Genomic DNA, 26,011 nt, shown 5'->3' on the forward strand with positions numbered 1-26,011 from the left:
GGGCGTTGGCCGCCGGGGTGCTGTCGCCGCGCTTCGTGGAAGGGCTGCTCAAGGCACCCACCCGGCCTGTCCTGCCCGAGACCATCGAGGGCGGCCCCGGCGAGCACGGCAACGTGCGCGGGACTGTCCGGAATTTCGTGTGCGGGCGGGCATAATGAGGAAAAAGGAAACCTCGTATGGCCCGACGCAAACCGCCCGCCATCCCCGACAGCTTGCTTGACCAACTGCTGGCCGGTGCCGACGCGAAGAGCGCGTTCGATCCCGATGGCCTGCTCGACAGCCTGAAGAAGGCGCTGGCCGAGCGGGCGCTGAACGCCGAGATGGATCACCACCTGGCGAGCGACGTGGAAGCTGGCAACGGCCGAAACGGCTACGGCCGCAAGACGGTGCTGACCGACACCGGCAAGCTGGAGTTGGACATCCCGCGCGACCGGCGGGCGAGCTTTGATCCGCAGCTCATCGCCAAGTACCAGCGCCGTTTTCCCGGCTTCGACGACAAGATCATCTCGATGTACGCCCGCGGCATGAGCGTGCGGGAGATCGTCGGGCATCTGCGCGAGTTGTACGGCGTGGAGGTGTCGCCCGACCTGATCAGCGCCGTGACCGACGCCGTGCTGGAGGAGATCGCCACCTGGCAGGCCCGGCCGCTGGAGCCGGTGTACCCGCTGGTGTTCTTCGACGCGCTGCGGGTCAAGATCCGCGACGAGGGGCTGGTGCGCAACAAGGCTGTCCATGTCGCGCTCGGTGTGCGCGCCGATGGCACCAAGGAGGTCCTCGGGCTCTGGCTGGAGCAGAACGAAGGCGCCAAGTTCTGGCTGCGCGTCCTGAACGAGCTGAAAAACCGGGGTGTGGAGGACATCCTGCTCGCCGTGGTCGATGGCCTGAAGGGCTTCCCCGACGCCATCCAGGCGGTGTTTCCCGACACGCTGGTTCAGACCTGTATCGTTCATCTGCTTCGATGCAGCCTGGACTTCGTGTCCTGGAAGGACTGCAAGGCGGTGGCCGCGGCGCTGAAGGACATCTACCGGGCCGTGGACGCCGCCGCCGGCGAGGTTGCCTTGGAAGCCTTCGCGGACGGCGCCTGGGGCCGCAAGTATCCGGCCATCGGCCAATGCTGGCGCCGGGCCTGGAACGAGGTGGTGCCGTTCTACGCCTTTCCCACCGACGTCCGGCGTATCTTGTACACCACGGATGAGATTGACAAGGCTCTGCGTGATCCCAACCGCCTGTGGCTTCTCTCGATACCCCGGGTGAACCTTCGCGGATCTCAGGCCACACCCCGGGTTTCAGGACATGAATGCCCCTCCGCGCGACGCGGCGCGGCGGTCAAGCCCCGAAGCCGCGCAGCGGTGCGCCTTCGGCGCAGGGCTTGAGGGCAGCGCCGCGTCGCGCAACCCTTTGTTTGTCCTGAAGCTGGCCTGATCCGATGCGCTCAGTCAGCCGACATTGGTGCTTCCGTTATACCCCTCCTCGGCGGTCGGTTGTGCTCGGGTGCGGCGCGTTCTTCGGCCGGCGCGGCTGCCAACGGCTGACGAATTCTTCGTAGGCATGTTGGGCCTGCTGGGCCACCGCGATCTCGCGATCCCGCAGATCCTTGATGTTGTAGGCGTAGGCGACGCCGCGCTGGCTTCCCTTCTTCATCGGTTCTCCCGCCTGCAGCTCCATAGCGCGGGTCTTGTGGGCGACCAGCGCTGGCCGCGCCCACAGGTAATCGGAGTCCTTTGTGAGGAGATGCCAGCAGAGCACCGCCAGCTTGCGGGCCACCGCCACGGCCGCGACCTGATGACCGCGACGCGCCCGGATGCGCAGGATGAACGCCCGCAGAGGTCCGGGCGCCTTGGCTGCCGCCCACGCCGCTTCGACCAGCAAGGCCCGGGCATGGGACCGCCCGCGCTTGCTGATGCGGCCGTACTGGGCGAGCCCAAGTCCGGATTGGCGGACCCGCGGATTGAGCCCGACATAGCTCACCAGCTTTTGCGGGCTGTCGAAGCGATGGATGTCGCCGATCGCCGCGACCAATCCGGCGGCGACCGTCAGATTGATACCAGAGATCGTCAGCAGCCGCTTGACCGCAGGATCATTCAGCACCGCCTGGGCGATCTCTCGGTCGAGCACGGCCAAATCCTCGCCCAGCCGGTCAAGTTCCCGCAGATGGCGGTCGATGGCGGCCCGCTCGTCATCGGGCAGCGGCTGTCGTGTCAGCCAAGCCCGCCCCAGATGCCCGAACAGATCGGCATGCGGGCACAGCGGGATCAGATGGGCGTGCAGGATCGCGTGAACCTCGTTCTTGATCCGCGTTCGGTGGCGGACGACCTGGTTGCGTCGGGCCACCAACCGGCGCCGGCGCTCGGTGCCGGCGTCCGGCAGCCAAACCTCCGGCAGGAAGTCCGCCGCGCGCAAGGAGGCCAGAACGCCGGCATCGATCTTGTCGGTCTTGACGTGGGCGTGAGCGATCGCCTTGACCTCCAGCGGGTTGGCGACAATCACTCGCCCGACGAAGGGCGATAGAACACGGACCACAGCCATGCTGTTGCCGGTCGCCTCGACGACGACCTCGTCCTCCTTGGTCAGCAAACGGCCGAAGCCCTCCAGGCCCGAGCGGGTCATGTCGATCCGCCCCGCCGGTCGCAAGCGCCCCTCCTCCCAGAACACGACCTCAGCAAAAGTGCGGTGGATGTCCATTCCAACGATACGTCGCATGGCAGCTCTCCATCGTGAACGGCGGGAGCGGCGGGCAACACGACAACTACGGATCCGCGCTCGCAGCGCAACCGGGTGGGTCGCAGGGGCGGCCAGCTACTAATACGAGCTCGCAGCTCATCGAATACATCGGCCTGCCCACCTTACGCGCTCCCGATGCCCCTCGCCCCCGGATGGTCGCACCATACATCGGGACCGGGACGGCCCCAATCGGACGGTGGTGGCATCGGCGATCATCATACCGGTTACCAACGCCATCGAGGCCTTGAACTCGAAGCTGCGCCGGGCGGTGCGGGCCAGGGGGCATTTCCCCAATGACGAGGCCGCCCTGAAGCTCCTGTTTCTCGTCTTGAACCGCGCCGAGAAAGACTGGAAGATGCCGCCGCGGGAATGGACGGCCGCCAAAGCCCAGATGGCCGTCATCTTCGGCGAGCGGTTCGCAAAGGCGATGACCGCCTGAAAATGAAATCGGCCCCGCCGAGCACGAAATTCCGGATACTCCCCGCCAAGCTGCGACAAGTGAAGTATCTCAACAACATCGTTGAACAGGATCACCGGCGGATCAAGCGGCTGGTCCGGCCGGGGCTCGGGTTCAAAAGCTTCCACACGGCGCGCCGCACGATCGCCGGCTACGAGATCCTGGCGATGGTGCGCAAGGGGCAGGTCGCCGCCATTCCCGCCAACGACATGCCTACCCAGGCGACCTTCATCGCCAACCTGTTCGGGATCGCCGCCTGACAACGCTGCCCTCGCGGCTCTCCGCACCCGTCATCAAACTTTGCAACAGAACCTGTCGGAGTACGGCAGCAAGGAGAGCCTTTCCGTCGTTAAGTCCGCCGACCAAGGCGCGGGCGAGGCGCGGGCTGGACAGCGGACGGCGCTGGTCCGTTCGCTCACGGCGGCGCTTATGCCGGCCATCGCACAGCGCGCCGAGGCCGCTGTGCAGGCGGCCGTAGAGCTGGCCACTGAACTCGCGGACGCCGTTGGCCGAGACCGGGCCGGGCGCCCGGGCGCCCTCAGGCCCAAGACGCGCGCCGCGGCGGCGGCCAAGGCCGCCTCCATCCTCCGGGGCCTTGCCGCACTCGCACAACCGGGCGACGGTGCCGTCGACGCCGAGCGGTCCGGCCAGTGGGCTTCCATTGACGTGGCACTGGTGATGATCGGGGACGGGCGAACCGAGGAAGGAGCCGAGGCATTGTGGCGGGCGGCAATCCCTCCCGGCGCCGAGCCAGGCTGGCGGGCCGCATACGAGGCGGCCCGGCACGCCGCAAAGTGGGTCTCCGGTCTTGGCTTGGGGAAGGCCGAGGCACGCGAGATGGGGCGGCTCGCCGAGGAGGCGCTCGCCGCGAATCCCTTTGCCCCCTGGACTGGACTGCTCGCCACCATCGCCCGGCACGCCAGGGCGGCCCAGCCCAAGGGGGAGCAGGCGGATGGCGAGGCCATGATCGCGGCCGGCAGGAAGGCGCTGAAGATGGTGGAGGCGGCGCTGCGCCGCTGACGCCGGGGGCCGCGGGGCTACAGCCCGAGCCGCCGCAGCCGCAGCGCATTGCCAACCACCGACACCGAGCTTAGCGCCATCGCCGCCGCCGCGATCACCGGCGACAGCGTCCACCCGAACAGCGGATAGAAGACACCGGCCGCGACAGGGACGCCGAGCGCGTTGTAGACGAACGCCAAAAACAGGTTCTGCCGGATGTTGCGCATGGTCGCCCGGCTCAGCACCCGCGCCCGCGCGATGCCCGCGAGGTCGCCCTTCACCAGCGTCACCCCGGCGCTCTGGATCGCGACTTCCGTCCCGGTGCCCATGGCCACGCCGACGTCGGCCTCGGCCAGCGCCGGGGCGTCGTTCACGCCGTCCCCGGCCATCGCCACGACCCGGCCGCCGGACTTCAGTCTGCGGACGACCTCATGCTTCTGCTCCGGCAGCACCTCGGCCTCGACCTCGCCGATGCCGAGGCGCCGCGCCACCGCCTCGGCCGTCGTCCGGTTGTCGCCGGTCAGCATCACGATGCGCACGCCGTCGGCCCGCAGCGTCTCCAGCGCCTGCGGCGTGCTCGCCTTGACCGGGTCGGCCACGGCGATGACGCCGCCGGGCCGGCCGTCCACGGCGGCGTACAGCGCCGTGGCGCCCTCGCGCCGCAGGTCGTCGGCTTGGGCCCCAAGGCCGCCCACGTCGACGCCAAGGTCCCGTATCATCGCGGCGTTCCCCAGCGCCACCGCGCGCCCGTCCACCGTGCCGGCCACGCCCTTGCCGGTCACCGACCCGAAGCCGGCCACGTTGCGTAGCGGCAGGTCCCGCTCCCTGGCCGAGGCGACGATGGCGGCGGCCAGCGGGTGCTCGCTCGACCGCTCCAGGCTGGCGGCCAGCGACAGGAGCTCGGCCTCGTCGAGGCCGGGGGCCGGCACGACGGCGGTCACCGTCGGCTTGCCTTCCGTCAGCGTGCCGGTCTTGTCGACCACCAGTGTGTCAACCTTCTCGAGGCGCTCCAGGCTCGCCGCGTCCTTGATCAGCACGCCCGCCGTGGCGCCCTTCCCCACCCCGACCATGATCGACATCGGCGTCGCCAGCCCGAGGGCACAGGGGCACGCGATGATGAGCACCGACACCGCCGCGATCAGCGCGTAGGCGAAGGCGGGTTGCGGCCCCCACACCATCCAGGCGGCGAAGGCCAGGACGGCGACGAGGATGACCGCCGGGACGAAATAGCCGGACACCACGTCGGCCATGCGCTGGATCGGCGCCCGGCTGCGCTGCGCCTCGGCCACCATGGCGACGATGCGCGACAGCATGGTGTCGGACCCGACCTTCTCGGCCCGCATCACCAGCGCGCCGGTCTGGTTCACGGTGCCGCCGATGACCTTGGCGCCCGGCTCCTTCGCGGCCGGCATGCTCTCGCCGGTGACCATCGACTCGTCGATGCTGCTGCGGCCCTCCTGCACCTCGCCGTCCACCGGCACGCCGTCGCCGGGGCGCACGCGCAGCCGGTCGCCGACGCGGACTTGGTCGAGCGGGATCTCCTCGTCTTCGCCGCCCTCCCGGAGGCGGCGCGCCATCTTGGGCGCCAGGTCGAGCAGGGCGCGGATGGCGCCGCCGGTCTGCTCGCGGGCGCGCAGCTCGAGCACCTGTCCGAGCAGCACCAGCACGGTGATGACGGCCGCCGCCTCGTAGTAGACGGCCACCACGCCATCCATGCCGCGGAAGCTGGGCGGGAAAAGGCCCGGCAGGACGGTCGCCACTAGGCTGAACAGGTACGCGACGCCGACTCCCAGCGCGATCAGGCTGAACATGTTCAGGCTGCGCCGCCGGAACGACTGCCAGCCGCGCTCCAGCAGGGGCCAGCCCGCCCACAGGACCACGGGCGTCGCCAGCAGGAGCTGGATCCACACCGAGATGCGGGGCGGCACCAAGTCGTGGATGCCGAGGCCGGGGATGTGGCGGCCCATCTCCAGGACGAGCAGAGGCACGCTCAGGGCCAGCCCGCCCCAGAACCGGCGGGTCATGTCCACGAGTTCGGGGTTCGGCCCCTCCTCGATCCCGGCGCCCACCGGCTCCAGAGTCATGCCACAGATGGGGCAGTTGCCCGGCCCCTCCTGGCGGATCTCCGGGTGCATCGGGCAGGTGTAGATCACGCCCTTCTGGGGCGACGCGTGCCCCGCGTGCTCGGGGGCTGCAGGCTTCGCCTCGGCCTTCAGATACCGCTCGGGATCCGCGATGAACGTCTCCCGGCAACGCGCCGAGCAGAAGTGAAAGGTCCGGCCGCCATGCTCCGCATGATGCTCGGTCCGCTCGGGATCGACCATCATGCCGCAGACCGGGTCCTTCACCTTGGCATGATCCACGTCCGCGGACAGGTGGTCGTGTCCGCCGTGATCATGGTGGCCGTGGCCGTGGCGCGGGTCGTTCATGTCTGCTCCCTCCGCATGCTGGGCGTCGGCTTTCCGCCGCTTGACGCCGCTCGCGCCGAAGCGGGTGACCTTCCATGGAAGCAGGCTCCAGCTTCCAGCCATTGGAAGGTCAAGCGCTCGATGCAGGCGGTCGCCCCCTCGCGTCATCGCGCAGCGCGCTCGTTCAACGCGGCTTGGCGCCACCGGGCTTCCTCAGGCCAGGAACTCTTGATGAAGGCGAGGACCGCCCAGATCTCGTCGTCGCTCAACGCTCCACCGAAGGCCGGCATGTCGCTTTCATAGCCGGGCGGAGCGAACGCGGCGATGCCCTGCTTGGTGATCTTGAAGAGATCGGTGTCGGCGTGATGCCAGGTGTGCCCGGACACGTCGTGGGGCGGAGCGGGCAAGCGGCCATCCGCCTTGCGGCTCCGCCAATCCGGCTGCCCCTCCAGGCGCGCCCCATGGCAGGACGCGCAGCGCTCGGCGTAGATCGCTCGGCCGCGCGCCACCTGCGCGGCGTCCCTCGGGTCGGCGCCGGCCGCCGGTCCGCCGAGCGGCCAGCCGAACACCGCCCACAGCCCGAGCGCTCCAGCGATCAGCGCACCCCCGCCCGCCGCGCGCCAGCGTCGGCGGCGCGCGGCCGATCCGCCAGCCGCGCCCTCCCGTTCAGTGGTGCGCATAGACCTTGTCGCCTCCGGACGCGCCGAACACGATCACGTCGTAGGGCTGGCCGGGCATGTTCATGCCGGGCGACGACTGCGGCATGCCGGGGGCGCTGAGGCCCTTCGCCATCGGGCGCTCGGCGAGCAGGCGGCGCACGTCGTCGGCCGGCACGTGGCCCTCGATTACGTACCCGCCGACGACTGCGGTGTGGCAGGAGCCGAGGCGCTGCGGCACCCCGTTGGCGGCCTTCACCGGATCGACGTCTTCGACCGTGTGGACCTTCACGGCGAAGCCGGAGGCCTGCATGTGCTTGACCCAGCCCTCGCAGCAGCCGCAGGTTCGGGCCTTCCAGACCTCGACCTCCTGGGCGGAGGCCGGCGCGCCGCCGAACAGGGCGGGAGCGCCCAGCAGGGCACCGCCGAGCAGCAGGGCGCTGATCGCCGCGCCGAAGAGGCCCTTCGACGCGGCGCGGCGCACCGGCGGCTTCGCCTTCATGGATCGGGACTTCATCTCGTTCTCCTTGCTCCGGACCGGAGCGGTGGGATGGGGCGCCGGACGGCGCCGTCTCCACGGGTCAATCGGGTGGCCGGACGCTGGCGCGTCCGGCCGGATCGGCTCAGCGCCCGGCGTGGCCCATCTCGAAACGGGCCTGCACCGGCTTCTCACCGGGCATCGTGAGGGCGGTCACCACCTTGATGCTGTCGTGGCTGCCGCCGAGATTGGCCTGACCCTTCAGCGCGTTGGCGCCGGCGGGTGCCAGCGCGACCTTCTGGGTCTGCCTGTTCGCCAGGATGGTGGCCTCGGCCTTGGCGCCGACGACGTCGACCGGCTTGTCGGAGCCGTCCGTGACGTACAGGACGACGTCGGTCCCCTGGACGACGAGCTCGGCGTGGTACGCCCCGGCGTCGGCCATCGGGCCGCCGTGCGGGCCGGTGGCCGGCCCGTGCGCGAAGGCGGCGGCCGGGACGGTGACCAGGGCGGCGGCGAGGAGGAGGTTCGAGAGCTTCACGGTGTGCTTCTCCATCTGGGGAATGGGTTCAGAGGGACGGAGTGCATCCGGCCGGCGCAGGCCGGGCGCGGGGCGGGCCGGAGCGGTGGCGCGCGGGCCTCCCGGACATCGGTGCGTCGCATCAGTACGCCTCCACCGGCTTGAGCGAGCCGTCCCGCGCCTCGAAGAGCCGGTCGAGCGGGCGGCGGCCGAAGCGGAGGAAGAGGACCGGCGTCAGCACGGTGTCGAGCAGCGTGGCGCTGATCAGGCCACCGAAGATGGTGACGGCGACCGGATGCAGGATCTCCTTGCCCGGCGCGTCGGCACCGATCATCAGCGGCACCAGCGCCACGCCGGCCGACAGCGCCGTCATCAGCACCGGCGTCAGCCGCTCCTGCGAGCCGCGCGTCACCATGGCGTGGCCGAAGGACTCGCCCTCGTGCAGGACCAGGTTGATGTAGTGGCTGATCTTGAGGATGCCGTTGCGGGTCGAGATGCCGGTGAGCGTGATGAAGCCGATCATCGAGGCGACCGACAGCGGCTGCCCGGCAATCCACAGCGCGGCGACGCTGCCGATCAGCGCCAGCGGTACGTTGCCCATGATGATCAGGGCCAGCACCGCCGAACGGTAGCGGCTGTAGAGCACCAGGAAGATCATCGCCAGGGACACCACCGACAGCGCCGCGATGGTCTTCGACGCCTCCTCCTGCGCCTGAAAGGTGCCCTCCAGGCTGGTGAAGTAGCCGGACGGCAGCCGCATGCGATCGGCCTCGGCGCGGATGGCGGCGACGATCGCCGCCATGTCCGTCCTGCCGTCGCTGTTGCCGAGGATGACGATGCGCCGCTTGCCGTTCTCCCGCAGGATCTGGTTCGGCCCGTCGGTCTCCTCGACGCTGGCGAACAGGCTGAGCGGCACCCGCCCGGCCGGGGTCTCCACCAGCAGATTGGCGAGTCCGCCGGTCGTGCGGTCGCCTTCGGCCAAGCGCAACGTCACCTCGAAGCGGCGGGTGCCGTCCACGACCTCCGACACCACGCGACCGTTCGACAGGCTCTGGAGCAGCTCGGTGGCAAGCGCCGGCGTGACGCCGTACAGCGCCGCCTTCTCGTAGTCGACCACGACCTGGACCTGCGGGATGCGCACCTGCTTCTCGATCTGCAGGTCGACCAGCCCGGGGATGCCGGACAGCCGTTGCTGGAGCTGCCCGGCCAGGCTGCGGAGCGTGTCGAGGTCCTCGCCGTAGATCTTCAGCGCGATCTGCGCGCGCACACCGGAGAGCATGTGGTCGAGCCGGTGCGAAATCGGCTGGCCGACGTTCACCGAGACCGGCAGCGCGGCGAGCCGGCCGCGGATGTCGTTCAGGATCTCCGCGCGCGTGCGGGCCGAGGGCTTCAGGTCGACGTCGATCTCGCTGGAGTGGACGCCCTCGGCGTGCTCATCCAGCTCGGCGCGCCCCGTCCGCCGCCCGACCGACTTCACCTCCGGCACCTCCCGGATCAGCCTCTCCGCCGCCAGGCCGACCCGGTTGGATTCAGCGAGCGAGATGCCGGGGTTGAGCAGCATGGAGATAGTCAGCGTGCCCTCGTTGAAGGGCGGCAGGAAGGCCCGCGGCAGGCCCGGCACCGTCGCCGCGGCGATCAGCACGGCCGCGCCGACGGCGCCGATGAGCGTCCGCGGGTTGGCGAAGGCCCACCCCAGAAGCCGGGCGTTCCCGGCCTTCAGTCGCCGCACAAGCCAGCTATCGTGCTCCTCCAGCCGCTTCAAGCGCGGCAGCAGGTAGTAGGACAGCACCGGGGTGACGGTGATCGCCGTGACGAGACTGGCCAGGATGGAGACGATGTAGGCCACCCCCAGCGGCGCGAACATCCGCCCCTCGATGCCTGAGAGCGCGAACAGCGGCACGAAGACGAGGATGATGATGACCGTGGCATAGACGATGCCCGAGCGCACCTCCTGCGAGGCCGCGGCGACCACCTCCAGCACCGGGCGCGGGCTGCCGGCACGGCGGTTCTCGCCCAGGCGGCGGTAGATGTTCTCCACGTCCACGACCGCGTCGTCCACCAGCTCGCCGATGGCAATGGCGAGGCCGCCCAGCGTCATGGTGTTGATCGACAGCCCGAACCAGCGGAACACCAGCACGGTGATGAGGATCGAGATCGGGATCGCGGTCAGCGAGATCAGCGTGGTGCGGACGTTCAGCAGGAACAGGAAGAGGATCACGGCGACGACGATGACCGCCTCCTGGAGGACCTTCATCACGTTGCCGATGGAGGCGCCGATGAAGTCGGCCTGACGGAACAGGATCTCATCGGCCTTGACGTCCTTGGGCATGACCGCGGCAAGGTCGCGCAGCGCGCCTTCGATCTCGCGGGTGAGTGCGGTGGTGTCGGCGCCCGGCTGCTTCTGGACGGAGAGGATGACGGCTGGCTTGCCGTCCACCCCGGCATCACCGCGCTTCACGCGCGCGGCGAAGTCCACCCTGGCGATCTGGCGCAGCAGCAGCGGCTGGCCATCCTTGTAGGCGATGACGAGGTTGCGGAGATCCTCCAGCCTGGTGGTGCGGCCGATGTTGCGGATCAGGTACTCCTGAGCATGCTGGTCCACGAAGCCGCCGCCGGTGTTGCCGCCGAACTGTTGGAGAGCGACCACCAGCTGGTCGGTGGTGATCTCCAGCCGCCCCATGAGGGACAGGTCCGGCGTCACCCGGTACTGGCGGATCTCGCCGCCGATCGGGATGACCTGGCTGACGCCGGGGATGGCGAGCAGGCGCGGACGCACCACCCAGTCCGCCACCTCGCGGACCTCCATTGGCGTGGCCTTGGTGCCGGACATGGCGGCCAGCATGATCTCGCCCATGATGGAGGAGATCGGCCCCATCTGCGGCCGCACGGTGGCCGGGAGCTGCCCCTGCACGGCGGCGAGACGCTCGGCGACCTGCTGGCGGTTGCGGTAGACGTCGGTGGACCAGTCGAACTCGACGAAGACGATGGAGAGCCCGACGCCGGAGACCGAGCGCACGCGGGTGATGCCCGGCATGCCGTTCATGGCGGTCTCTAGGGGGAACGTCACCAGCTGCTCGACCTCCTCCGGCGCCAACCCCTCGGCCTCGGTCATCAGGGTGACGGTGGGGCGGTTGAGGTCGGGGAAGACGTCGACCGGCAGATCGCGCAGCACCAGAGCGCCGTAGACGACGAGAAGGGCCGCTGCGGCCAGGACGAAGAGCCGGTTCCGCAGGCTGGCGTTGACGAGGATGTTGAACATCGGCGCCTCACCGGACCTGATTGAGGAGCGCGGCCCCGTCGGTCACCACCCGCACCTCCGGGTCGACGCCGGCGGAGACGAGGACGGTGTCGCCGTCGAGCGCCTGCGAGCGTACCGGCCGGGCGACGAAGCGCTGCGCCGAGGCGTGCTCCCAGACCTGGGGCTGGCCGTTCGGGCCCCGCACCACGCTCTGGCGGGGCAGGACGACGCCGCTCTGCTTCGTGCTGGTCCGCAGCAGCACGCGCACCGGCTGGCCGACGTGTAACTCGTGGCCGTGCTGCGACGCGCGTTCCACGCGGAACAGCAGGGGCATCGCCTGCTGGCGCAGCGAAGCCCCGTGGCCGACGAAGGCCAGCGGCAGAGGCGCGCCGTCCCCGATGATGGCCGTCGCGGCCGTCATCCGCTCGACCACACCGTGGTCGAAGGCGGTCGCCTCGACCAGCAGGTGATCCGGATCGAGGATCTCGAACAGGATCTGCTCGCGCGTCTCGACGAACTGGCCGACGACGACATTGCTCGCCGAGATGACGCCGGAGACCGGAGCGCGCAGCGGCTCGCGGGTGGTGAGCGTCGGTGACAGCGCCTGCTTCTGCTTGGTCAGCCCATCCAACGTCGTCCGGGCCTCGTCGATGTCCTTCTGCGCCACGCTGCCGGCGAGCCGGGACAGCCGTTCGGCGCGCGACCGCGCAATGGCGATCTCGCGGTCGAGCTGGGCGATCTGCTGCTGGACGTTGGTGCGCTCCACGGTGTTCACCGCCGGGACGACATAGGCGAGGATCTGCCCGGCCTCGACGCGCTGGCCGAGGTAGGGCAGCCCCTTCTCGCCCGGCTCGATGCGGCCGCTCTGGCTGGCCTGGACGCGCCCGCCGAAGTTGGGGTCCGAGGCCACGCGGCCGATGAGCGGCACGGTCTCGCTCGCCTCCTCGACCCTGGTGACGGACGTCCGAACCCCGAGGAGCCGCTGGGAGCGTTTCGGCACGTAGAGACTCCCGTCGGGCAGCCGGCGCGGGCTCTCCGTCATGCCGCCCGCCACCGGGGCGACGAGCGGGCCGGCCGGCGGCGCCGTCGCGGCGGCCTTGCCCTCGTCGCCGTGACTGTGATCCTCGCCGCCGTGGGCGAAGGCCGCCCCGCTGGCCAGCAGGGCCGCGAGCGCGATCATCACCCCCGCAGCGACGGCGCGCTTGCGCCCCCGCGTGGTCAAGGCGAGCGTGGTCAACGCTCCCAGGAGGAAGATCATGGCGGCGCCGACGACCAGCCCGCCGTCCGTGCGGACGCGGGCGAGCAGGGTCGACACGCCGCCGGGCGCGGCCGCGGCGGCCGGCGGCGGGATCTCCAGCGTGCCGATCAGCAGGTCGGAGGCCTCGCCTGTGGTGATGGTGAAGGTGAGATCGTGGCTGCCGGGCTGCGCGGCGCGCGGGGCCGCGAGGCGGTAGGTGCCGTCCCTGGCCGGCGTGGCCGTGGCGGGCTCCCCATCGACGCTGACCTCGACGGTGGCGCCGACGACGGGCTCGTTGGTCGTGAAGCGGTCGAGGTAGACGGTCAGGCCATTCCCCTCCGGGATGGCCACCAGCTCGAACTCGGACGAGGACGTCTCCAGGGTCGGCACGGTGGCGACCGCGACCGGCTTCGGGGCGTCGCCGTGATCATGCCCTTCGTGGGCGGCCGCCGGCGCGGCGGTGGCCATCCCGAGGAGGGCCACCAGGGCGAGCAGAGTGTGGCGGGGGCTCATGGAAGGACTCCCAGGGTCTGGTTCAATCGGGCGCGGGCGGCGCCGAGCTGGACCTCCGCGGTGGCGCGGGCGAGGTCGGCTTCGAAGGAGGCGGCCTGGGCGCGCACGAACTCGACCAGGCTGGTCTCGCCCACCTTGCGCGCCCGCGCGACGTTCGACACGCGCCCCTTGAGCGCGGCGGCGCGCTCGCGGGCGATGCCGACCCGCTCCGCGGCCGTCCGGTGGGCGAGCCGGGCCTGACGGATCTCGGATTCGATCGTGCGCGCGGCGTTCGCCTGCTCCGCCTCGGACCGGACGACCTCGGTCGCCGCCTCGGCCCGCTTGGGGGCGTTGACGGCGTCCACCGAGAACGGGATGCGCAGCGACAGCCCGACGATGGTCCCGTAGCCCTCCTCGCGAACGTCCCGCTCCCGGCGCGCCATCAGGCCGACCTCCGGGTAGTCGCGGGTCGTCAGATCGACCAACTGCCGTTGCGCCTGCGCCGCCCGCACGCCCAGCCGCGCCGCCACGAGCGCCGGGTGATGCTCGAGCGCCGCCTCGGCGGCCTCGGCCTCGGCGGTCGCCTTCGGCGGCTCCATGCCGGTCAGCGTGCGGAACGCCTGCCGGGCCTCCTGCAGCGCCAGCTCCTCGTCCCGCACGTCCGCGGCGATGGCCAGCGCCTCCGCGCGGGCAAGCTGGAGATCGGCCTCGGCGGCCTCGCCGGCCTTGAAGGCCCGCTGCGTGTCGGCCTCCAGCTGCCGCGCGACCTTCAGCCGCTGGCGCGCGAGTTCGACCCGCCGTTCGGCGAGCGCCGTCTGCCACAGCGCGGTCCGGACCTCGCTGGCGACGGCGAGTTGCCGGGTGGCGATCTCGGCCTCGGTGCGCGCCAGCTGCGCATCCGCGGCGCGCACGGTCGCGGCGGCCTGTCCGGGCAGCCACATCGGCACGCCGAGTTCGGCCTCGTATTCACGCCGTCCGACGTTCTTGCCGAGGGCGTCGTTCACGTGCCGCAGGGTGATCGCCGGGGCGGTCGGGACAAGCGACTCTCCCGCTCCGCGTTGGGCGACCGCCTGGCCGCGCTTCGCCTCCAGCGTCCGGATCTCCGGGTTGAGCCGCCAAGCGCCCTCCACGGCATCACGCAACGTCTGCGCGCCGGCGGGCGCCGCGACGAGGGTGAGGAGCAGCACGGCCGCCCCCCACCCGATGCATGCTGACCGACCGTCACGCACGCGGCGCGCCTCCCTTGGTGGGACGCTCGGCGTCATCGCTCCCACCGCCATGGCCGCCGTGACCATGCCCGCCGTGCATGAAGACGTGCATCAGTGGGCACAGGAGCAGCAGGACGAGCGGGAGCGCGTCGAGCACGTGGTCGACGTGGAAGAGCGACAGGTAGAGCGCCCCGAGAGCGACGGCGCCCAGGAGGGCCAAGCCGCTCCAGGTCTGGTACCACCGCGAGCGCGGCCGGCCCTCAGGAGCCGGAGTGCTGTGTCCGTGCATCATGGCCGCCTCCTCACATCATGCCCATGGGGCCGGCGAGCAGCTGGTCGGCGAGCTTCCTCTGCTCCTCGGTCAGCACGGCGTAGAGCGGCCTGGCGGCAGCTTCGAGCGCCTTGACGGCGTCAAGCCGGGCGGACAGAGCCTTCTGCATGAGGGCCAAGCGGTCCGGCCACGCGGAGGGCGCGCCGCCCCTGGTCATCTGTTCGTGCACAGCCTGATGGGTCCGGGCGTTCGCCCGCAGGGTGTCGGCGAAGGCGTTCCACTGCGGCGCCTGCGCGTCGGTGATCTTGAGTTCGGCCTTCAGGAAGGCGATGCGGCCCTCGACGTGCTCGAAGGGCAGGCCCATGGCGCCCTGCTGCCCCATCATCATCTGGCGCATCAAGGACATCATGCCGGGCCCCATCATGCTGGACTGCCCGTCCTGCTGGCCCATCATGCCGCCCATCATCGAGCGCATCTGGTCCATGTTCATCATCATGCCGGGCTGGACGACCATGCCGCTGCTCATGCCCTGCCCCATCATCAGCGCGTTGCCGGGCTTCGCGCCGGGCGTCGGCTGTGTGGGCGCCGGGGTCGGGGCCGGAGCGGGCTGGGCCTGCGCCGTCGGCGCCGCGCCGTCGGGATGGTGGGCGTCGTGGTCCTGGTCGGTGGCGGTCTGTGCCTGGGCGGCCGACATCATGGCGGCGAGCGCGAAGGCCGGGAGCATCGTGCGGGTGAGGAACGACATGGTGTCCTCCATCTGATCATCTGGGGCGAGCCGATCCCGGACGGCCTCCTCGCGGAGGCGCCGGAGACGCAGTACGGCCACGGAGCCCGTATCCGTTCCCCGGACCAAGCAGGGCTCGGGCCGGGTGCGGACGGACTCGTGGCGTCAGATGGTCAGGCTGGGGGGACGCAGGGCGGGATCGCTGCCGATGCCCTCGGGCGTGGCGAGCGCGGGCAGGCCGCCGTTCCCGTTGGGACGCGGCAGAAGGGGGGTCGAGTCCGCCGACAGGATGCCGCCGTGCATCGTGACGCAATGGGCCACGCTGCAGCACGAACCGTCATCGAGCAGCCCGGTCTCGTCGCATGGCGCCGGCTGGTGTTCATGGTCGGCCACGACCACAGCCGCCTCGCTGCCGGACACCGGCATCACGACATGCTCATGAACGGCGCCCGTATGCCGGTGCGGCATCGGACCGGCATGGCCCGGCACGGCATAGACGAGCAGCGTGGCCAGCATCAGCAGGCTCACCACCACCCTCTTCATCGTCTGCCGCGTTCCACGCCACATGGCGCTCGCCTCGTCTTCCCCGGAGGAGGCCCGAGCAGCACACCTGTGCCGTCGCTCCTCCTCCAGAACCTAATCCGGCGGACCGGTTCGTTCAACAACATGATAATCGCGCCGCAGCGTATTGGCACGTCCCAGGAGGACAAGCGACGGAATGTCACCCATGCCCTTGGTCCGCTGCGCAACGGCTTGACCCTCCCATTGCTGGAAGGTTCAGACTGAACGGATGCCGAGCGCCTTCGATTGACGCGGCTCAATGCCCGGATCCATATATGCGGTATGGTGTCCATGAGCCTGGGCGATCCCGAGGCGTGTGCGACGACGGTAGGCATGAAGCGGTTGGGCCACATCTTCGCCGTTCTGGCGTTCGCTCTCGCGCTCGTGATGGGCGCGGCGGGCGGAGTCATGGCCCACGACGGCACGATGGACCACCAATCCTCCCACCACGCTCCCACGCACCAGCCCCCCGTGCATGGCGACCACCACAAGGCGGCGCTGCTGGTCGTGGCGCCGTGCTGCCCGGCGGCCGAAGCCCCGGCCAAGGCCGCGCTCGCGGCTCCGGTGACGATGGCCGAGGTCTCATGGGCCCCGCGCCCCACGCATATCCCCGATGCGCGGGACATCGCGCCGGAACCGCACCCTCCAAAGTCCAGCCTCTGATCGGCCGAACACCCCGCCGCCTGCGCCGGGTCCTCGGCCTTTGATGCCGCTTCCGGCGGCGTCCGCGAGCGATTCCGTTCACGCGATCAGAGGATCAGACCATGCCCGATCCGAGGCATTTCACCACCCGTCGCGGCTTCATCGCTGCACTGGGCTTCGGCGCCGTCTCCCTGTACGGCGCCTGGGCGGCCTATGGCGCCGCTCCCCTCCCGTTCGGCGGCCGCAAGGAGGCCGCTGATCCACACGCCGGCGATGCCCACGGTGGCGGTCACGGCGGCCACGAGGCCGCCGCCCCCGAACCGGAGGGACACGCCGGCCACGGCGCGTCCGCCGGCATGGCGCCCGAAGAGTTCCGCTTCGAGCACGACTACTTCGTCCAGCGCTACGCGCAGCCCGACGGCAGCGTGAACCCGCACGCCGGCGAGGAGGCGCACAGCCACGCCGCCGGGGCGCACGACCACGGCCACGACGCCGGCAGCGCGCCGGTGGACATCTACCTGATGGCGCAGAAGTTCGCGTACACCCCCGACGTCCTGCACCTCCGGGTCGGCCAGACCTACCGGTTCCGCATGATGGCGGAGGACATCACGCACGGCACCTCCATCCAGTTGGGCGCCGCCAGCCGCATCATTCGGCTGCGCCCCAACACCGTCACCGAGCAGACGATCACCTTCACCAAGCCGGGCAAGTACCTCGTGTACTGCACCGTCTACTGCGGCCAGGCGCACGACGCCATGCAGGGCCGCATCGTCGTCGCCTGAGCGGATGGAGAAGACCATGACCATGATGTCCAAACCGTCCGCCCCGGCGGCATCGCGCCTGACCACGCGGATCGCCGCCCTGCCGGCGGCCGACAAGTCCCTCCTCAAGCTGCTCTTCGGGGCGGCGCTGCTGGCGTTGGTCCTCGGCCTCGCCGGCGGCTTCGTCACGGCCCTGGCCCGCGCCAAGGCTCTCAGCGTCTTCCCCGACGACGCCTACCGCATCCTGACGCTGCACGGCGTCTCGGTGTTCTTCTACTGGCTCTACCTGGTCCAGGCCGCACTGCTGCTGGTGCTGGCGGCGGCCGAGAGCGGCCGCGGCCTCGCGCTGCGGCCGTTCGCTTGGCTCGGCGCCGCCCTGATGCTGGCGGGGTTCGGGGTCAGCGAGTGGATCTCCGCCACCGGCACGCCGCTGCTGTACGACGGCAGCCCGGAACTGGCCGTGGATGACCCGCGCTCGGTCGGGTTCTTCGCGCTCGGCTACCTGCTGCTCTCCGGCGGTCTGGTCGCCTCGGCGGTGAGCGGCATCGCCACCGTGCTCCAGCCCCGGCTGCGCGGCGAGGCCGACGCGTTCACCTCGGTCGGCTTCGCCCTGTTCGCCTGGGCGGGCTTCCTGGTGGTCAGCGCCATCGCGGCCACCAACGCCTTCCTGCCGGGCGTGCTGTGGTCGCTCGGCATGGGGCCGTTCCCCGCCGACCACGGCACCGAGTGGCACATCCTGTTCCACAACCTGCACTACTTGCCGCTGATGGCGACCGTGCTGGTCTGGTACGTGCTGACCGAGCACCTGACGGGGGTGACGTCGATCCACGGCGCCCGCCTGTCGAAGATCGTCTTCACCGCGTACCTGGTGTTCGTGCCGCCGACCAGCCTCTACCACATGTTCCTGGAGCCCAACCTGTCCGAGGGCGTGCGGGTCGTCGGCTCGCTGCTGTCGCTGTTCGTCTCGGTGCCGACGCTGGCCGCTTTCGCCATCATCGTCTCCTCGCTGGAAGCCAGCGCCCGCGCGCGCGGGGCGACCGGCTTCTTCGGCTGGATGCGGGGACTGCCCTGGGCCAACCCGGCCATGGCCAACATGGCTTGGGCGGTGGTGAACATGATGGTCGGCATCACCTTCGCCTTCGTGCTCATCCAGGGCGAGCTGGCGCCGATGCTGTCCGACACCTTCTTCGTGCCGGGCTACTTCCACTTCTTCGCCGTGGGGGTGCTGACGCAGACCTTCCTCGCGGCGATGATGGTCATGCTTCCGGCGCTCGGCGGTGGTCCTCTGTGGCGCCCGGCCGTGCTGAAGCGCATGCCGGTCCCTGTCACCATCGGCCTAGCCGTCTTCGGCGCCGCGGGCATCGCCGCCGGGTTCATGGGCGTGCCGCGCCGCGTGTTCGACGTCAGCTACGGCGGGATGGCTCCGGCGGCGTGGCCGGTGCTGATGGCCCTCGTCGGCGTCGGCGCCACGGTCTTCGCCGTCGCGATCTCGGTCACCGTCTACGGCGTCGTCCGCACGCTGCTGTCCCGGCGCGCCCCGGCGGCGGCAGAGGTTCCGGTAGTCGACTGGCAAACCGGAGCGCGCGGCGTCGGCGCGGCGCCCGCGTGGACGGGGCCGCTGTCGGTCGCCGCCCTGGTGGCCGCCATGTACGTCTTCACCATCGTGGCCTTCCAGCTGATCCAGTCCCTGCCGATCATCGCGATCGGCGGCGGCCATGGTCACTGAGCGCAGGAGATCCATCATGAAGAACGATGAGCTCTGGCTGACGCTCGCCATCGTCGCCGTGTGGGCGGTGCTGGCCGCCGTCTACGCCTTGGTCCCCAGCCTCGGGATGCCCGGCTATGTCCGGGTCTGGGGTGGCGGCGCCGTCCTGTTCCTGGTGCTCGCCGGGGTGCTCGCCGCCGTCGGCGGAAGATCTCGGAAGGGCTGAGCGACTGTAGGGATGCACACGGGGCGGCTGGTTGCCCGGCCCCGTGTGCTCCGCCCTTTCACTCGATGAAGGGCTCCTCGGCATCCAGCCGCGCGGACCATGCACCTCCATTGATGGCGTCCGAACGGGGTAATCGGCATGCCCTGTGGAACACGAGCTGGGCCGATTATACCGTTGCCTGCCTTGGGTTCGGCCGTAGTTTGGGGGCTGCCACCAATCAGCGTTGCCGCGCGACGGTGTCGGCACGCTTCCCCGCTGACCTGTGGGGCGGGGTCGCAGTGCCGCAGAACGAAGCGTCGTTCCAGCAGGCTACGGTGTGGCGAGAGCGAGGGCGACAGCCATGTTGAAACGGGCGCTCAATTTCGCGATGACGCGGGCACAGTGGCACCGCCAAGCGCAGGACCTCGTGCATGTCACAACCATGGAGCAGTTCGAGGGCTTCGTCACGCGCACTCAGCCAAAGGAATTCCTCAGGTATCGGGCGATGTCTGACCGAAAGCGGACGGAATTTCGGTCGGTGGTCGACGCCCTGGGCATAAGCTTGCAAGGAATGCGGTTTCTGGACATTGGCCCCGCATACGGAGATGCCCTCGACATTTGCCATGAGGGGGGAGCGGAGCACATCGCGTTCATAGAGGTCGACCCGGTCTTCTTCACCTACAACACGCTGAAGCCCTATGCGAACGGCTTCCGACTGAACCACCTGCTGGGGTTCAGGACGCTCCGCCCGCAGCAATACGATCTGATCTGGGTCAAGGGCTCGATCAAGGCGGACTCGTTCATGCTGCTGGATAAAGCGAACCGCTTCATGTCGCGATGGCTGAGCGGTCTCGAACAGCTGGCCTCACCCTCGTGCCGTATCCTCATCTGCCCCTACTGGGGAGACGACGGCGGGCGGCGGAACGGCGACGACGTCCGGAGCAGCCCGTTCAGCGCCGTCATGCGCTCCTGCGGCTATTCGGCCCTCCCGCCGATCCAACACCACAACGACGTGGAATACCCGATCACCTTCCACAAGGACATGCGCCAGGCCGCGGACCGGGCGGCCGCGCTGGCTCCCGCTAGGCCTCCCACCCCCGGAAGCGCCCTTCCTTGGCCCGAACCGGGACGGTGACGAGCGTCACCGCCCCGTCCGGACGGGCGAGCCATCCCGTGCGCGTCAGGGTGCCCAGCACCCGGTGGAGGGCCTTGTGCGGACCGGCGTGCCGCGAATGGCCCGCTGCAACGGAGCATGCGCGGCTCATGCGGTCGGGAACACCCCCGCATCTGAGCACCTGCGGTGAGGCATCATTTCAGCAGGTATTTGACGAGGGCGGCGATGCCCAAGACGGCCAGCACGAGCAGCAGGATCCCGATGAGCCCCATACTGCCCATGGCATCCCTCATGCTCTCCATGCCATTCATCATCCGTCCTCTCCCCGGCTCGGGTGGACCAGGTGCTGCTGAGCTGACGGCCGTTCCGCCTTACTTCCGGGCCGCCTTGCCCGGGTGCTGCTTCAGCCAGTCCTGGAACTGCTGGATCTCCTTCGTCTGGTCGTCGACGACCTTCTGAGCCATGGCCTTGAGGTCGGGATCGGTGCCGTGCTCGATCTCCACGCGGGCCATGTCCACGGCGCCCTGGTGGTGAGCCACCATCATCCGCGCGAAGTCCTGATCGGCGTTGCCGGTCATCGGCTTGCGCATGTTCCGGTTCATCGTGCGCATGCTCTCCATGTAGCCGCGCGAGGCCGGGTCCGCCGGCATGGCCTGGGCGCCACGTCCCTGGTGCCGACCCTGCCCCTGGCCCTGCATCATGCCCTGGTTCGCTCCCATCCCGGGACCGCCCATAGGCGCCGAGGTCTGGCCTTGCGGTGCCGGTTGGGGCTGGGTCTGCTGGGCTGTGGCGGTTCCAGTGATCAGGGCTGTCGCCACGGCCAACGGAACGATGATGCTGCGAACTCGATAGCCCATCACGTCGGTCCTTCTCTGAGGTTGGGCCAGTCTGCGGCCCTATTGGGCTTGTTTTGGCTATGCCCGGTCTCCCAGGTCGTCGATGACTTGCCGGAGCATGTCCTGGACCTGGCGGGCGACCTCGGCCAGCTTCGGGTTGTGGATGGCCTGCATGGAGGCGACCGGGTCGACCGCGGACACCTCGATCCTGCCGTCCTCGCGCTGTTGGACGATGACGTTGCACGGCAACATGGTGCGCCGATCTTGTCCTCGGCCTGAAGCGCCTGGTAGGCCATCTGCGGGTTGCAGGCACCGAGGATGCGGTAGGGTCGATAATCGACGTCCAATTTCTTCTTCAGCGTCGCCCTCACGTCGATCTCCGTCAACACGCCGAAACCGCGCGTCCTGAGGGCATCGGTGGCAGCCGAGACGGCGTCCTCGAACGGCATGTCGACGACTTTGGAGAAATGGTAGGCCATGATGGTCCTCCCTCGGGCTGGAGCATGACCGGAAGACGCTCTGGCCGCCCGCGGATTGGGGCTGGCAAGAATCATCGGCCCATGCCGAATATGGGCACTCCCTAATGAACCAGCGGCGCCGTCCGAGGTTCCACCGATGCCAGAGAGGATCGCGCTCCCCGTCTCCGACAGCGAGCAACAGGCCCATCCGTCATCGGGCGGAGGAGTTCCGTCGGGGAAACATGACAAGCGGCAGGCGCAGGGTATCGAGAATCCAGTGGTAGAAGCGCTCGATGAGCGGCGCCAGATGCGCATCCGCCAAGGGCCGGACGATCACGGCGAACATGGCGCAAACGCTGGCGAGGATGAAAGAACCCGCCATGTCGAGCGGCCAATGCACGCCAAGGTAGACCCGCGCCCACGCCGTGGCGACGCCTAGGGCCAGCACGACGGCGCCCCACCGGCGCGCCGCTCCCGTGGCGATCAGACCGAGGGCAAGCGTGAAGAGGAACGTTCCGTGGTCGCTGGGGAACGACGTCTCCGCGTTGTGCGGCATCAAGGCGTGGCCGATGCCCGCGACGAAGGGACGGAGGTGATACCAGAACTGCCCGATCGCCGTGCTTATGGCGAACGCCAACAGCAACCCGCCGCCGACGGCGACCAGACCGCCGCGCCGATGCGGCGCTCCCCACATCCACAGCCCGGCCGCGAGGAGCGCTCCGACGTAGACGAGGCCTTCCGCGCAGGCCATCGCCAGATGCAGAACCCATGAGGCCGGGACGGCCGGGCCGTTGATGGCCAGAAACAGGTCGACGTTCCAGCTGTCCATTCTTCCTCCGGTCGAAAGCGGCATCGACTGTACGGCAGGCCGCCGGGGACGGCATCCGGCCAATTCGGGCGGCCCCAACCGGCTTACAGCGGATAGGCGATGTGGTGCTCGGGGCGGAGGGATGGGCCGCCAAAGGCACAGGTCGGGTGCATCAAGGCGCGGCGTCGTTCGAGCGGATGGACGGGGCGCGGGCCAGCAGCACCCGGCGGTCCCATTCGTATTTCGCCACCGGATGCGCAGGCCCCACGAGGCGGTCTTCGCCCAACGCACTGGCAAGCGCATTGCGTGGACCGTCAAGGTCGTGCTGCATGCGTCCAAGGGTGAACAACGAATACGGACGGGTGAAGCGCTCCTCGACGACGCTTCCCACCCAGAGCGGCGCGGCGCCGCCGTTCCGAAGCTCGAAGCCGGTTGCCCAAAGCCGGACCACCCATCGGGCCGCCGCCGGCCCGGCTTCGGCCGGATGAATCAGTGTGAGAGCGGGAAGGCGCCCGCTGTCGAGGTAGGGAAGCACCGGCAGCATCATCGTATCGGCATCCGCCGTGAGCCACGCGAGCGTGTTGGGCGCCGTCCATCCGTCCGGCTCGCGCCATCCCCTGTCCTCAAGCGCCGCCTTCAGCGCCTCGATCGGCCCGGCCCACTGGACCGTCATCGGTTCCTCCTCCTCCCCGACGAGATCGACGCGCCGGGCCGGAAGCCGCCGCCAGCCCTGGGCCCACCAGTCCCCGGCGAGGACGGTCGACGCCGGCTCCCGGGCGGCGTAGCGCTGCACCTCCGCCGCATGCTTCCGGTACACGTTGGCGCCCCCGGCGACGACGAGCGTCACGCAGGCCACGGCGAACAGGCCGCCGACGCGCCCGCGGTGCCGGTGGTGCAGGTGGGCGATGCTGAGGACGGCGACCCATGCCATGCCGAACGCGAGCCCGCCCATGACGTCGGAGAACCAGTGTGCCCCCAGGTAGAGGCAGGAGAAGGCGATCGGCACCACGACACCCGCCCAGGCCAGCACGGCCGCCGGCCACCATGCCGGGTCCAGCTGGCGGACCACCAGGAAGGCGAGGAATCCGTACATGACGGCATTGGTCGTGCTGTGCCCGCTCGGGAAGGAGAACTCGCTCCATCCGGGATAGCCGAGCGCCCCGGGGCGCGCCCGGTGCAGCGCGCCCTTGATGGCGGTGTTGATCGCGGCCGCGCCGCCAACGGCGGCCAGCCAGTAGCCCAGCGTCTTCCACCGGCGCCGGACGGCTAGGTAGAGCGCGACGGCAAGGGTGACCGGTACGGTGACGGCGGTGTCGCCGAACTCGGTGATGGCGACCATCACCGAGTCGACCCACGGCGTGCGCAGGCCCTGGAGCAAGCGGTAGACGCCGACGTCGGCGCGGACCAGCGGATCCCGGCTGACCACGTCCTCGAGGATGCCGAGGAACAGCCAGGAGGCGGCCACCAGGATGCCCGCCGCCAGGGCGAGCGCCTTCCCTTCGGGCCGGGAGGGGTCGAGAATCGCGCGCACCGGGCGCGCAATCCACGTGTCGCGGGACGCCGCCCATTCCCAGACCCGTCGCTGCCCGGCGGCGAGCACCGGAATGGCCCGACGCACGCCGTAGCGGATCTACCTTGCGAGGCCCCAAAGGACCAAGATGGCGACGACCAGGAGGATGGCGGCGCGTTCGGCTGCGGCGCCGACGAAGCCAAGGGAGGCGCCAACGAGCATGCCCGACAGCACGTGCAACGGCGCCCACACCAGGGCCGAGGCGACGTTGGCGACGTAGAACCGCCACACGGGCATGCGCAGCATGCCCGCGACCAGGGGGATGAACGCCCGCACACCGGGCGTGAAGCGCCCGAACAGGACGCTTTTGCCGCCATGCCGATGGAAGAAGGCTTCGCTCCGCGCGATGAGATCCGGGTGCCGGCTCATCGGCCATCGGTTGAGGATCGCCCCGTGGTAGCGGTGTCCCAGCCAGAAGGAGGCGCCGTCTCCGGCGATGGCGCCGAGCGTGGCGGCGAGGATCACCGGCACGACATCCAGCCTTCCGCCGGGGATCAGGGCGCTGATGCCGAGAATGATGGCCGTTCCCGGCACAACGGCCCCGATGATCGGAATGGACTCCGACAAGGCGAGTAGGAAGACCGCCACGTAGGCGGTGTAAGGATGCCCGGCGACCAGATCCGTCATGTGCGAAAGAAACGAAGCCATCGGCTCTCCACCGTACTGCGCCGAAGGGCGACCGCCGACGCGGGAAACCGGCGTTCCCGTGCCCCGGGCATCCTGGGTCAAGCCTCCGCCCGCAGCCCCCCACCCGTCGCAGCACGACGCTCAACGGCCCGACCCGCGCGATCAATGAGAACGCAGCCCGTGCCGGGAAAGTCGCGGATGGGCTTCGCACAGGGCTCGTTCACATTTCCCTTCGGTGCAATCGGGAATGCGGGCGGGCGGGTGGAGACCTGCGTGCCGGGGGGCGGGAAGAGCGACTTGCTCACGGCGGCCTCGGCGAAGCCCTCGGCGGGTTCTCGAGGCGGTCCATTACGCCGCGCGGCGGTGGGGCTGATGGTCGTGGTCAGAACCGGAGTGGTGGCCGTCCCCGCACCGCGCGACCTCCACTGTGACGTGGCTGAGACCGTGCAGGTGGGCCAGCCGCGCCTTGTACGCGGCCACCGGCTTCGGGTGGTCGGACACGAGGGCGACGATGGCCGCGACGTGACCCGGTCCGACGCGCCACAGGTGCAGGTCGGAGACCCGGTCGCCCTCGGTCTCCAGGGCCGTCCGGACCGCCGCCGCCAGCTTCGGGTCCGGCACGGTGTCGGGCAGCACCGCCCCCGCGTCGCGGACGAGGCCATAGGCCCAGCTGAGGATGACGGCCGTGCCGACCAGGCCGACGATGGGGTCCATGAACGTCCAGCCGAACAGGCCCGCCGCCAGCAGCCCCAGGATGGCGAGGACGGAGGTCGCGGCGTCGGCTATGACGTGGATATAGGCGGCGCGCATGTTCAGGTCGTGGGCGTGGTGCCCTTCATGACCATGTCCGCCATGGCCGTGCTCGTGCCCGTGATGGTCGTCGTCGGCGTGCCCGTCGTGACTTGGTCGTCATGATGGTGGGCGTGCCCATGGTGATGGTGCTCGCCGCCCAGCAGCCAGGCGCTTCCCAGGTTGACGGCGAGGCCCAGGACGGCAATGGCGATGGCCTCCCCGTAGGCGATGGGCACCGGGTTGGCGAGGCGCTCCACGCTCTCGTAGCCGATCAGCAAAGCGATCATCGCCAGGATGATCGCTGACGCGAAGGCGGCGAGTTCGCCCAGCTTGCCGGTGCCGAAGGCGAAACGGTCGCTGCGGACGTGGCGCCGGGCATAGAGGTAGGCAAGAGCCGAGATGCTCAGAGTCTTCTCTGATTGGGGTTACGGGGTCAAGGCCGGATAGCGTGCCTGCTCTTCGATAATGTCGGCTGGTATCGCGTGTGCCCTTATCCCTTTGTTCGACCGGTTCAGACCATCCCTTC

The 26,011-nt window shown here is 69.9% G+C and carries 24 protein-coding genes and 4 pseudogenes; 9 read left to right on the forward strand and 19 right to left on the reverse strand.

Annotation, left to right across the window (positions count from 1 at the left end; all coding sequences use genetic code 11):
• Positions 1-176: 176 nt before the first annotated feature.
• Positions 177-1,202, forward strand: a pseudogene (locus tag ACSVDD_RS28875) (IS256 family transposase); the annotation flags it as partial.
• Positions 1,203-1,458: 256 nt separating this feature from the next.
• Here ACSVDD_RS28875 and ACSVDD_RS28880 read toward each other — a convergent pair.
• Positions 1,459-2,682, reverse strand: coding sequence for an IS110 family RNA-guided transposase (locus ACSVDD_RS28880; RefSeq protein ID WP_448192901.1), 1,224 nt, complete (start codon positions 2,680-2,682; stop codon positions 1,459-1,461).
• A gap of 253 nt (positions 2,683-2,935) precedes the next feature.
• Here ACSVDD_RS28880 and ACSVDD_RS28885 point away from each other — a divergent pair.
• From ACSVDD_RS28885 to ACSVDD_RS28895, 3 genes and pseudogenes are all read left to right on the forward strand, one after another.
• Positions 2,936-3,160, forward strand: a pseudogene (locus ACSVDD_RS28885) (transposase); the annotation flags it as partial.
• Between the two features lie 50 nt (positions 3,161-3,210).
• A pseudogene (locus tag ACSVDD_RS28890) lies at positions 3,211-3,438 on the forward strand (DDE-type integrase/transposase/recombinase); the annotation flags it as partial.
• Between the two features lie 40 nt (positions 3,439-3,478).
• On the forward strand, positions 3,479-4,198 hold the full coding sequence (locus ACSVDD_RS28895; RefSeq protein WP_448192879.1) for a hypothetical protein: 720 nt from the start codon (positions 3,479-3,481) through the stop codon (positions 4,196-4,198).
• Positions 4,199-4,215: 17 nt separating this feature from the next.
• Here the strand turns inward: ACSVDD_RS28895 and ACSVDD_RS28900 are convergent, their stop codons facing one another.
• The 10 genes from ACSVDD_RS28900 to ACSVDD_RS28945 all read right to left on the reverse strand — a co-directional run bounded on the left by ACSVDD_RS28900 (position 4,216) and on the right by ACSVDD_RS28945 (position 15,934).
• Positions 4,216-6,606 (reverse strand): heavy metal translocating P-type ATPase, encoded by a 2,391-nt coding sequence (locus ACSVDD_RS28900; RefSeq protein ID WP_448192880.1) that lies wholly within the window; start codon positions 6,604-6,606, stop codon positions 4,216-4,218.
• A gap of 143 nt (positions 6,607-6,749) precedes the next feature.
• Entirely contained in the window at positions 6,750-7,265 is a 516-nt protein-coding gene (locus ACSVDD_RS28905) for a c-type cytochrome (RefSeq protein ID WP_448192881.1), read from the reverse strand.
• On the reverse strand, positions 7,252-7,758 hold the full coding sequence (locus ACSVDD_RS28910; protein WP_448192882.1) for a DUF411 domain-containing protein: 507 nt from the start codon (positions 7,756-7,758) through the stop codon (positions 7,252-7,254). The genes ACSVDD_RS28905 and ACSVDD_RS28910 overlap by 14 nt, the downstream gene beginning before the upstream one ends.
• Before the next feature lie 106 nt (positions 7,759-7,864).
• Positions 7,865-8,257: a hypothetical protein gene (locus tag ACSVDD_RS28915; RefSeq protein WP_448192883.1), complete on the reverse strand. Its 393-nt coding sequence runs from the start codon at positions 8,255-8,257 to the stop codon at positions 7,865-7,867.
• Positions 8,258-8,378: 121 nt separating this feature from the next.
• Positions 8,379-11,495, reverse strand: a complete 3,117-nt coding sequence (locus ACSVDD_RS28920) for an efflux RND transporter permease subunit (RefSeq protein ID WP_448192884.1) — start codon at positions 11,493-11,495, stop codon at positions 8,379-8,381.
• Positions 11,496-11,502: 7 nt separating this feature from the next.
• A complete protein-coding gene (locus tag ACSVDD_RS28925; RefSeq protein WP_448192885.1) occupies positions 11,503-13,224 on the reverse strand; it encodes an efflux RND transporter periplasmic adaptor subunit in 1,722 nt (573 codons plus the stop codon).
• The gene (locus ACSVDD_RS28930; RefSeq protein WP_448192886.1) at positions 13,221-14,390 is read right to left on the reverse strand and encodes a TolC family protein; all 1,170 of its coding nucleotides are present in this window, start codon (positions 14,388-14,390) and stop codon (positions 13,221-13,223) included. Before ACSVDD_RS28930 ends, ACSVDD_RS28925 begins: the two co-directional genes overlap by 4 nt.
• Positions 14,391-14,424: 34 nt before the next feature.
• A complete protein-coding gene (locus ACSVDD_RS28935; protein ID WP_448192887.1) occupies positions 14,425-14,703 on the reverse strand; it encodes a DUF2933 domain-containing protein in 279 nt (92 codons plus the stop codon).
• Positions 14,704-14,713: 10 nt separating this feature from the next.
• Positions 14,714-15,427, reverse strand: coding sequence for a Spy/CpxP family protein refolding chaperone (locus tag ACSVDD_RS28940; RefSeq protein ID WP_448192888.1), 714 nt, complete (start codon positions 15,425-15,427; stop codon positions 14,714-14,716).
• A 144-nt stretch (positions 15,428-15,571) separates the two neighbouring features.
• Entirely contained in the window at positions 15,572-15,934 is a 363-nt protein-coding gene (locus tag ACSVDD_RS28945; protein ID WP_448192889.1) for a hypothetical protein, read from the reverse strand.
• A 324-nt stretch (positions 15,935-16,258) separates the two neighbouring features.
• Here ACSVDD_RS28945 and ACSVDD_RS28950 point away from each other — a divergent pair, with 324 nt between their 5' ends.
• From ACSVDD_RS28950 to ACSVDD_RS28970, 5 genes are all read left to right on the forward strand, one after another.
• Positions 16,259-16,630, forward strand: a complete 372-nt coding sequence (locus tag ACSVDD_RS28950) for a hypothetical protein (RefSeq protein WP_448192890.1) — start codon at positions 16,259-16,261, stop codon at positions 16,628-16,630.
• A 101-nt stretch (positions 16,631-16,731) separates the two neighbouring features.
• A complete protein-coding gene (locus tag ACSVDD_RS28955) occupies positions 16,732-17,391 on the forward strand; it encodes a cupredoxin domain-containing protein (RefSeq protein ID WP_448192891.1) in 660 nt (219 codons plus the stop codon).
• Between the two features lie 16 nt (positions 17,392-17,407).
• Entirely contained in the window at positions 17,408-19,096 is a 1,689-nt protein-coding gene (locus ACSVDD_RS28960) for a cbb3-type cytochrome c oxidase subunit I (RefSeq protein WP_448192892.1), read from the forward strand.
• A 16-nt stretch (positions 19,097-19,112) separates the two neighbouring features.
• Positions 19,113-19,301 (forward strand): hypothetical protein, encoded by a 189-nt coding sequence (locus ACSVDD_RS28965; protein WP_448192893.1) that lies wholly within the window; start codon positions 19,113-19,115, stop codon positions 19,299-19,301.
• Between the two features lie 340 nt (positions 19,302-19,641).
• Positions 19,642-20,415, forward strand: coding sequence for a hypothetical protein (locus tag ACSVDD_RS28970; RefSeq protein ID WP_448192894.1), 774 nt, complete (start codon positions 19,642-19,644; stop codon positions 20,413-20,415).
• Between the two features lie 350 nt (positions 20,416-20,765).
• On the opposite strand, the gene copM is transcribed toward ACSVDD_RS28970, so the two are convergent.
• The 8 genes and pseudogenes from copM to ACSVDD_RS29010 all read right to left on the reverse strand — a co-directional run bounded on the left by copM (position 20,766) and on the right by ACSVDD_RS29010 (position 25,892).
• Entirely contained in the window at positions 20,766-21,113 is a 348-nt protein-coding gene (copM, locus tag ACSVDD_RS28975) for a CopM family metallochaperone (RefSeq protein WP_448192895.1), read from the reverse strand.
• A gap of 195 nt (positions 21,114-21,308) precedes the next feature.
• The gene (locus ACSVDD_RS28980) at positions 21,309-21,482 is read right to left on the reverse strand and encodes a DUF302 domain-containing protein (protein WP_448192896.1); all 174 of its coding nucleotides are present in this window, start codon (positions 21,480-21,482) and stop codon (positions 21,309-21,311) included.
• Positions 21,483-21,544: 62 nt separating this feature from the next.
• A pseudogene (locus ACSVDD_RS28985) lies at positions 21,545-22,003 on the reverse strand (DUF302 domain-containing protein); the annotation flags it as partial.
• Positions 21,900-22,517, reverse strand: a complete 618-nt coding sequence (locus ACSVDD_RS28990) for a phosphatase PAP2 family protein (RefSeq protein ID WP_448192897.1) — start codon at positions 22,515-22,517, stop codon at positions 21,900-21,902. The pseudogene ACSVDD_RS28985 and the gene ACSVDD_RS28990, both read right to left, overlap by 104 nt.
• 151 nt (positions 22,518-22,668) lie before the next feature.
• Positions 22,669-24,114, reverse strand: coding sequence for an LssY C-terminal domain-containing protein (locus ACSVDD_RS28995; RefSeq protein WP_448192898.1), 1,446 nt, complete (start codon positions 24,112-24,114; stop codon positions 22,669-22,671).
• A 12-nt stretch (positions 24,115-24,126) separates the two neighbouring features.
• Positions 24,127-24,714 carry a DedA family protein gene (locus tag ACSVDD_RS29000; RefSeq protein ID WP_448192899.1) on the reverse strand — a complete coding sequence of 196 codons (588 nt, stop codon included), beginning with the start codon at positions 24,712-24,714 and terminating at the stop codon, positions 24,127-24,129.
• Between the two features lie 327 nt (positions 24,715-25,041).
• Complete coding sequence (locus tag ACSVDD_RS29005; protein WP_448192900.1) at positions 25,042-25,503, reverse strand: cation diffusion facilitator family transporter; 462 nt, start codon at positions 25,501-25,503, stop codon at positions 25,042-25,044.
• A 2-nt stretch (positions 25,504-25,505) separates the two neighbouring features.
• On the reverse strand, positions 25,506-25,892 hold the full coding sequence (locus ACSVDD_RS29010) for a cation efflux transmembrane domain-containing protein (RefSeq protein ID WP_448192902.1): 387 nt from the start codon (positions 25,890-25,892) through the stop codon (positions 25,506-25,508).
• Positions 25,893-26,011 lie beyond the last annotated feature (119 nt).

It is taken from the genome of Azospirillum terrae (assembly GCF_053470425.1).

Bases quoted from the DNA above. Each gene is read 5' to 3' on its own strand.
- ACSVDD_RS28950 (WP_448192890.1), top strand. From the start codon at position 16,259: ATGAGCCTGGGCGATCCCGAGGCGTGTGCGACGACGGTAGGCATGAAG.
- ACSVDD_RS28905 (WP_448192881.1), bottom strand. From the start codon at position 7,265: ATGCGCACCACTGAACGGGAGGGCGCGGCTGGCGGATCGGCCGCGCGC.
- ACSVDD_RS28935 (WP_448192887.1), bottom strand. From the start codon at position 14,703: ATGATGCACGGACACAGCACTCCGGCTCCTGAGGGCCGGCCGCGCTCG.
- ACSVDD_RS28960 (WP_448192892.1), top strand. From the start codon at position 17,408: ATGACCATGATGTCCAAACCGTCCGCCCCGGCGGCATCGCGCCTGACC.
- ACSVDD_RS29005 (WP_448192900.1), bottom strand. From the start codon at position 25,503: ATGCGCGCCGCCTATATCCACGTCATAGCCGACGCCGCGACCTCCGTC.
- ACSVDD_RS28955 (WP_448192891.1), top strand. From the start codon at position 16,732: ATGCCCGATCCGAGGCATTTCACCACCCGTCGCGGCTTCATCGCTGCA.
- ACSVDD_RS28970 (WP_448192894.1), top strand. From the start codon at position 19,642: ATGTTGAAACGGGCGCTCAATTTCGCGATGACGCGGGCACAGTGGCAC.
- ACSVDD_RS28940 (WP_448192888.1), bottom strand. From the start codon at position 15,427: ATGTCGTTCCTCACCCGCACGATGCTCCCGGCCTTCGCGCTCGCCGCC.
- ACSVDD_RS29000 (WP_448192899.1), bottom strand. From the start codon at position 24,714: ATGGCTTCGTTTCTTTCGCACATGACGGATCTGGTCGCCGGGCATCCT.
- ACSVDD_RS28880 (WP_448192901.1), bottom strand. From the start codon at position 2,682: ATGGACATCCACCGCACTTTTGCTGAGGTCGTGTTCTGGGAGGAGGGG.
- ACSVDD_RS28925 (WP_448192885.1), bottom strand. From the start codon at position 13,224: ATGAGCCCCCGCCACACTCTGCTCGCCCTGGTGGCCCTCCTCGGGATG.
- copM (WP_448192895.1), bottom strand. From the start codon at position 21,113: ATGGGAGCGAACCAGGGCATGATGCAGGGCCAGGGGCAGGGTCGGCAC.
- ACSVDD_RS28920 (WP_448192884.1), bottom strand. From the start codon at position 11,495: ATGTTCAACATCCTCGTCAACGCCAGCCTGCGGAACCGGCTCTTCGTC.
- ACSVDD_RS28980 (WP_448192896.1), bottom strand. From the start codon at position 21,482: ATGTTGCCGTGCAACGTCATCGTCCAACAGCGCGAGGACGGCAGGATC.
- ACSVDD_RS28900 (WP_448192880.1), bottom strand. From the start codon at position 6,606: ATGAACGACCCGCGCCACGGCCACGGCCACCATGATCACGGCGGACAC.
- ACSVDD_RS28910 (WP_448192882.1), bottom strand. From the start codon at position 7,758: ATGAAGTCCCGATCCATGAAGGCGAAGCCGCCGGTGCGCCGCGCCGCG.
- ACSVDD_RS28990 (WP_448192897.1), bottom strand. From the start codon at position 22,517: ATGGACAGCTGGAACGTCGACCTGTTTCTGGCCATCAACGGCCCGGCC.
- ACSVDD_RS28965 (WP_448192893.1), top strand. From the start codon at position 19,113: ATGAAGAACGATGAGCTCTGGCTGACGCTCGCCATCGTCGCCGTGTGG.